Origin of the sequence: Centipeda periodontii DSM 2778 (assembly GCF_000213975.1) — a bacterium.
Classification (GTDB): Bacteria; Bacillota; Negativicutes; order Selenomonadales; family Selenomonadaceae; genus Centipeda; species Centipeda periodontii.
Genome location: NZ_GL892077.1, coordinates 1 through 4,242 on the forward strand (window position 1 = coordinate 1; position 4,242 = coordinate 4,242).

Genomic DNA, 4,242 nt, shown 5'->3' on the forward strand with positions numbered 1-4,242 from the left:
TCTCCATCTCCGGCGGCACGGTCGTCCATGCCTACGGTGCCGACGTGCGTACCAAGGACGGCAATGCGACGGAGAACACGGCGGACATTACGGGCGGCACCGTCACGAATGTCTACGGTGCAGCCCTTACCGCTGCGGGCGCAACAGGTAAAATTGAAAAGAGCAAGGTCAACATCGCGGGCGGCAATATCAGCGGCTCTGTTTACGGCGGTCAAATTACAGACAACGGTGCAACGGGAAGCATCACGGGCAGCACAATCACGTTGACGAATGGCTCCATCGGCGGCAGCGTCTACGGCGGCAAAAACGAAGGAACAGGAAGCGCGACCGGCAGCACGCTGAATCTCTACGGCGGCTCTGTCACGGGCGATGTATACGGTGGTAATACCGCCTCCGGTGCGACCACAGGCAACACCGTAAACCTCGGCGACGGCACGACTAATGCCGTGACCGCAGTGACGGGTGTCATCTACGGCGGCAATCAAAACACGGTCACGGACAATACACTGAATGTCAAGACCAACGCAACGGCGGGCAACATCGCGCACTTCGAAACCGTCAAATTCGACCTGAACAGCACCATCAATCCGGCAAACTCCCTGCTCACACTCAATAACGGCGCGCAGACCACAGGGCTGAACTGGGCGAAGCTCGAGGTCGATACGCAGGGTCTCACGGGTGCGGGCATCAAGACCTACGAACCGTACAAGCTGAACCTGATCGACAACGCGGCAGGCATTGCGACAACGGGCTATACGGGAGCCAAGGACAGCATAACGGACAAATTCGAGTACATCATCGACACCGACAGTCATGGGGCGAATGCGACGCAGTACATCACGCTGGAAGGCTACCAGTATAAGGACAACAGTGCGGCGACATATACCGCTACGGATGGAACGCATACGGAAGCATGGGCAGGACGCACCAAGGTCGGCAACAAGGTCGAGAACAATAAGCTGACCGTCACGGGCGGCAGCCTCACCACGGCGGCGTACGGCGGACTGGTGGAGAACAACAAGGTCGGCGTAACGACCGGTGATGCCGAGAAGAATACCATCGCCATCTCCGGCGGCACGGTCGCCAATGCCTACGGTGCCGACGTGCGCACACGCGCAGGCAATGCGACCGAGAACACCGCCGAGATCACAGGCGGCTCGGTCACAGGCGATGTTCACGGCGCATCCCTTACCGCCGCAAATGCAACGGGCACGGTCGACAAGAGCAAAGTCACGATCACAAGCGGCGCGGTCACAGGCAATGTCTACGGCGGGCATATCGCACAGGCAACGGCCACGGGCACGGTCACGAACAGTGAAGTAAACATCACGGGCGGCAGTGTCGGCGGCAATCTCTACGGCGGCTACAACGCCGGGACGGGCAATGCCACCGGCGGCAGTCTGCGGATTGCGGGCGGCACGATGGGCGACATCCACGGGAACTATGCCGCCACGGGAAGCGCCACAGGCGCAACCGTCGACATCACGGGCGGCAGCATGGGCGACGTTTACGGCGGCTTCACGAGCGGCACGGGCGCGACCACGGGCAACGTGATCAACCTTGGCACAGAAACCGATGCCGTTGCTGCGGGCACGACCGTCGGCACCATCTACGGTGGCAACGGGTCGAACGTCACAGGCAACACCCTGAACGTCAACAGCCGGAATGCAAGTGCGGCGGATGTCAAGAACTTCGAGAACGTCAACTTCGACGCAGCACATTACGTCAGCCACGGGGATACCATGCTCACCCTCACGGACGGGGGCAACACCTCGATCGACTGGGGCAAGATGAAGCTCAAGAACCTCGACACCATCACGGCAAGCCCGACGAGCGACCACATCCTGACGCTTCTGCGCAGCACGAACGACGTGACCTTTACGAACTACGATCCGTCCCGTGCACGGGAAACCAAGAAGGACGGCGACTACGAATACGTCCTCAACACCGACAGTGAAACCGCAAGCGCAAAGAACGTCGACGTCACGGGCTACCGCTTCCGGAACAACCATCCGACCTACAGCACCGGCAGCAACACCGAAGCATGGGGCGGACGCAGCAAAGTCGGCAACACCGTCGAAAAGAACGCGCTCGACATTACGGGCGGCACGATCACAACAGCAGCCTACGCCGGACTTGCCCAGAACCTTGAGGCAGGCGACGGCGTGGACGGCTACAAGAAAATGGGCGACGCGACGGAGAACACACTCATCCTGAACAGCGGCGCAACCATTGCGGACGGCTATGGTGCCGATGTCCGCACCGAGGCAGGAAATGCCACCAAGAACAGCATCGACCTGAAGGGCGCAAACGTCACAGGAAACCTCTACGCAGGAGCCCTCACACACACCTCAGCCAGCGGCTCTGCCACGGACAACACCGTGAGCCTCTACAGCGGCAGTGTTGCAGGCAACGTCTACGGCGGCTTCGCGAGCGGCAATGGCAGGACCACGGGCAACAAGATCACCATCGGTGACGGCGTGAGCGATGCAAATGTCACCGTCACAGGAAAACTCATGGGCGGCAACAAATCTGCTGAGGGCAACGTCCTCAACCTCAAGAGCAAGGGCGCTCGCGTCGGCAGCCTTGAAAACTTCGGAAAGATCACATGGAGCCTCGGCAGCAACGTCGCCGACGGGGATACCGTCCTCACACTGAACGATGACACCGCACTTACCTACAGCACCATCGAAAAGCCGGTGGGCGCAGACGTCTCCAACTGGCTTGGCAGCGTCATGGAAAAGAACATCCACCTCTTCCAGATGGCAGGAGGCAAGACGCTTACCCTCAGCGGGTACAACCCGGCAACGGGCAGCGAGCGATCGGATGATGTCGAGTACAGCCTTGTCACCGACAACAACCAAGCCGTTACCACGGCAGGCGGCAGCCTCGACCTGACGGCATACAAGTGGCAGAATGCAAACGTCGAAGTAAACAGCGGCTCTGTCACCGACGTCTTCGGCGGCAAGACCGTCTACGGCACGGATGGCGCAACCAAGAACAACAAGCTCACCCTCAATACCGGTGCAGCCGTTACCAACGCCATTGCAGGCGACACACAGACCGCAAACGGCACAGCAGAGGAGAACACTCTCACCGTGAAAGATGGCAGTGCCGTGCATGCCTACGGCGCAAAGACCAAGGCAGGCAAGGCGACGAAGAACGTTGCCTACGCAGAAGGCGGCACCGTTACGAACCTCGTCGGAGCACAGAGCCAGAGCGGCACAGCCGAAGAGAACCGTGTCGAAGTCAAGGGCGGCAGTGTCACCAACGCCATCGGTGCAGAAACCCTGACCGCAGGAGACGCAGCAAATAACAAAGCGATCATCTCCTCCGGCACTGTTACGGGCAGCCTCAAGGGCGCACAGAGCGCCGGCAAGGCAGGGAAGAACACCGTCGACATCAAGGGCGGCGACATCAGCGGCGCCTCTGTTATCGGTGCACAGGCTTCGGGCAATGCCGAAGAGAACACGGTAACCATCTCCGGAGCGCCCAATGCAAACACATCGACCACCATCACCGGCGGATCCTCCACGAGCGGCGATGCCGTTAAGAACGTGGTCAACGTCAACGCAGCCGTCACCGGCAACATCATTGGCGGCTCCACAGACCGCACGACCGGCTTGGATGCCATTGAAAACACCGTCAACGTGAACGCAAACATCACGGGGGATGTCTACGGCGGACACGCACATAGAGCATCTCTGCGCAACACCGTAAACATCGCGGACGGCATCACCGTCACCGGCAGCGTCTTTGGGGGCAGCTGCATCACCGCCGATGGGAACACCGTGAACATCGGCAAGGGCGCCACCATCACCGGCGATGTCATTGCAGGCAACGCCACGGGAACCAACAGCAACAACATCATCCACCTGCGTGGCTCACGCGTAGAGGGTACCATCAAAGGCGGCAACGGCACGGATGACCATGACAACACCCTTGCCATCCGTCATGACCTTGAAAAGAGCTCGTATGCAGGAGACTTTACGGGGATCAACAACCTCCACTTCTACCTCAGCGAGGGCATTGAAAACGAAAACCCGACCATCCTGAACCTTGGCACAACGAACAAGGACATCCGCGGCATCCATATCGGTGTCGGCGTGGACGGACGTGCACCGGCCCTGAAGGTCAACGACGTATCAGCCTGATGAAAGTCGCAGGAAACGGCACCCTTACCACCGACGCGGACAGCGCTGTCCCGCCCAACCCGGGCACCATCGTCAACCATGTCGAAGG

General features: G+C 60.0%; 1 protein-coding gene. It reads left to right on the forward strand.

The window, feature by feature from the left end; all coding sequences use genetic code 11:
- A partial coding sequence (locus HMPREF9081_RS14155; RefSeq protein WP_425358248.1) for a beta strand repeat-containing protein occupies positions 1 to 4,154 on the forward strand: 4,154 nt, incomplete at its 5' end.
- Positions 4,155 to 4,242 lie beyond the last annotated feature (88 nt).